Origin of the sequence: Streptomyces torulosus, assembly GCF_001419765.1 — a bacterium.
GTDB classification, from domain to species: domain Bacteria; phylum Actinomycetota; class Actinomycetes; order Streptomycetales; family Streptomycetaceae; genus Streptomyces; species Streptomyces torulosus.
Window position 1 is genome coordinate 1 of sequence record NZ_LIRK01000807.1, and the last position, 3150, is coordinate 3150.

General features: G+C 72.3%; 4 protein-coding genes. 2 read left to right on the forward strand and 2 right to left on the reverse strand.

What is annotated here, in order from left to right:
- Positions 1-980, reverse strand: a 980-nt coding sequence (locus tag AOK23_RS40445; protein ID WP_157878301.1) for a molybdopterin oxidoreductase family protein, incomplete at its 3' end; no start/stop codon positions are given.
- A gap of 315 nt (positions 981-1295) precedes the next feature.
- Here AOK23_RS40445 and AOK23_RS40450 point away from each other — a divergent pair.
- Both AOK23_RS40450 and AOK23_RS40455 read left to right on the forward strand, forming a co-directional pair.
- Positions 1296-1781, forward strand: a complete 486-nt coding sequence (locus tag AOK23_RS40450; RefSeq protein ID WP_240496788.1) for a hypothetical protein — start codon at positions 1296-1298, stop codon at positions 1779-1781.
- 293 nt (positions 1782-2074) lie between these two features.
- Positions 2075-2611 (forward strand): hypothetical protein, encoded by a 537-nt coding sequence (locus AOK23_RS40455; RefSeq protein ID WP_055717404.1) that lies wholly within the window; start codon positions 2075-2077, stop codon positions 2609-2611.
- A gap of 80 nt (positions 2612-2691) precedes the next feature.
- Here the strand turns inward: AOK23_RS40455 and AOK23_RS40460 are convergent.
- A partial coding sequence (locus AOK23_RS40460) for a SanA/YdcF family protein (RefSeq protein WP_055717405.1) occupies positions 2692-3150 on the reverse strand: 459 nt, incomplete at its 5' end.

A 3150-nucleotide genomic window follows, 5' to 3' on the forward strand; every position in this document is an offset into this window, starting at 1 on the left:
GCACGGACACCGTCGGCGCGTGGATCAACCTGACACTGGCGACGGGACGCGCCGACGGTGTCCGTGCCCTTGGACTGCTGCTCGGGCCCGCGTGCGGTGAGCACCATCGCGTGCTCCGGCTCGCAGAACAGCCGTACCGCCTCGCGGAGTTGGGGAACGGACACCCCCGTGATCCGCTCCACGTACTCCGGCCAGTGCGCCATGGCGGCGGCCCGCGCCTCCTCCCAGCCGCTCGTCCGTTCGAGGATGTACTGCTCGTCGGTGCGTCCCTCGGCGACGATCAGATGCAGCAGCCCGAGGGCGAGCGCCAGATCGGTGCCGGGCCGCGGCGCGAGATGCAGGTCGGCCTGCTCGGCGGTGCGGGTGCGGCGCGGGTCGATGACGACGAGCGTGCCGCCGTTCTCCCGCAGTTCCGTGAAGTACCGCAGTGCCGGCGGCATGGTCTCGGCGAGGTTCGACCCGACGAGGACGACGCATCCGGTCCTCGGGATGTCCTCCAGCGGGAACGGCAACCCCCGGTCGAGCCCGAACGCCTTGATGCCGGCGGCCGCGGCCGAGGACATGCAGAAGCGCCCGTTGTAGTCGATCTGCGAGGTGCCGAGCACGATCCGGGCGAACTTGCCGAGCGCGTACGCCTTCTCGTTGGTGAGTCCGCCGCCGCCGAACACACCGCACGCGTCCGGGCCATGCTCCGTACGCGTGCGGGTGAGCTCCTCGGCGATCCGGTCGAGTGCCTCGTCCCAGGAGGCGGGCTCCAGGACGCCCGCCCTTCTGACCAGAGGAGTGGTCAGCCGCACCCGGGACGAGAGCACCGCCGGCGCCGTACGGCCCTTGCCGCACAGCGCGCCCCGGTTCACCGGGAAGTCCGCGCGCTCCGAGACCACAACGACACCGTCGGTCCCGTCCGCAGCGGGCGTCAGGTTCATCCCGCACTGCAGGGCGCAGTACGGGCAGTGGGTGGGCGTCGCGGAGTTCGGCATACCACTCAGCGTGCGTCGGGCGTGTTACGCGCCGGGGCGCCCTGGCGTTACGCGACCGGCACGGGGACCTCCCGGCGGGTTCCGGGTGGGAGTGAGGTGCGGACGGCCGGTGGGTGCGCGAACGGTTCGGGCGATGTCGCAGTTCTGTCACCGTGTGCGGCCGTCCGGGCGCTCACCGTCCAGGCGTTCGGTGCCGCGTGCTAGAACTACGGGCGCACCGACACGGGGGTCGTGGCATGAGTCCCGTGCGGCGCACGTCCTGTCACGTGGCCCGGGAGGGCCGTAGGGGGAAGAAGGATCATCACCGTGAACCGCATGCGCACGACCGTCGCCGTCCTGGGTGCCGCGGGCGCCCTGACCGCCGCCCAGCTGGGCCTCGCCGGCACCGCCGCCGCAGCGGGCGCCGACGCCCAGGCCGGCGGCTGCCCGATCAAGATCTCCACCCCGAAGCGCTTCTACGTCGACGCCAACCGCTGGGTGACCAACGGCGGTCTGTACTTCGGCCTGAAGAACACCAGCAAGACCAAGAGCTTCACCAGCGTCAGCCTCACGATCAGCAAGCCCAAGAACCTGACGTTCGGTTACGCGACGCCGACCAAGGGCAGCAAGATCACCAAGCGGACGACGAAGACCGTCACCGTCTCCACCAAGAAGCTGGCGGCCAAGGGCAGCTCCGGCTTCCGCGTCAAGACCCGCATGGGCAACGTCAACCGCGACTACGAGGTCAAGCTCACCGTCCGCGGCAAGGGCTGGGACTGCGCCGTGGACCAGGGCTGGTGGGGCACGATCGACCACAACTAGGCCGGTCTCCCTACATGGGCCGGGGCCCCGACACAGGGCCCCGGCCGACGCATGTCGGCGTCCCGCACCACGTCGCCTCCGGCGAGGCCCGGCAAGACCGGCGAGGCCCGGCGAGGCCGGCGGCCCAGATGGCACCGAGGGGCCAGGGGCCAGCGGCCAGGGGCCTGCCCCCCCCCGCACGCCACCATTGGGGCGCACCGCTCGGACCGCCCCGCGTGGCGCCACGCCCGCCGAGCGCGCACGGCCGAGCATGGGCGGACCCAGCTTCCCCCTTCCCGTACCGAGGCGATGCGATGCCCGACCGCTCCGGCCACGTCCGCACCGAGAGCGCCGCGCCGGGGTGGGTCTCACGGCACCGGCCGCCCGAGCAGTCCCTGTTCACCGGCATCTACGGGCTGGTCCTGGCCAGCGCCCTGGTGGCCGCGCTCGACCCGGCGGGCGAGGAGGCCGACCCCGGCCCGGACGCGCTGTGGGTCGTGCTCACCGCGCTGGCGTCGGCCGCCGCCCATGGGTACGCGCACGTCATCGCGCAGCGCGCGTCCGCCGACAGGGTGGTCACCACGAGCAGACTGCGGTTGGTGCTCCACGAGTGGCCGCTGGTGGCCGCCGTCCTGCCCACGGTGGCGCTCCTGCTCGGCGCGGCGGCCGACTGGTGGGCCGAGTCCGTCGCGGTGGACGTGGCCCTGTTGTTCAACACCGTGGCCCTGTTCGGCTGGGGCGTCCTGGCCGCCCGCACCGCCGGGTACCGATGGCCGTCCGCGTGTCGCGCGGGCGCCATGGACATGTTGATCGGCCTGGCGATCATCCTCGCGAACGCGCTGATCAAATAGCGTTCGTCCCCGACCGCCTACCAACTGCCCCCTGACCGCCCATCCCTCACCCGCGTCAACAACCCCGCTGGGCGAGACGACTAGCGCGCCGACGCGAGCGCCCGCGCGACCCCCGGCTCCTCCGGCCCGAGGAACCGCGGGTCCGGCTCGAACAGGGCGTCGAGGGACGCCTTGCCCGCGGCGAACAGTTCGCGGGTGGCGCCGTAGTACCAGGTCTCGTCGTGCCGGTCCTGCACGCCGACGCCGTACGACGTGACGCCAGCCTCCTGGCACAGGGCGACCGCCCGGCGGATGTGGAAGCCCTGGCTGATCAGCACCGCGCGGTCGACGCCGAAGATCTTCTTGGCGCGGACGCAGGAGTCCCAGGTGTCGAACCCGGCGTAGTCGCTGACGATGTGCCGGTCGGGCACCCCGTGGTCGGTGAGGTAGGCCCGCATCGCGTCCGGCTCGTCGTACTCCTTCCGGCTGTTGTCGCCGGTGACGAGCACCACTTCTATGCGGCCCGAGCGGTACAGCTCGGCCGCCGCGTCCAGCCGTCG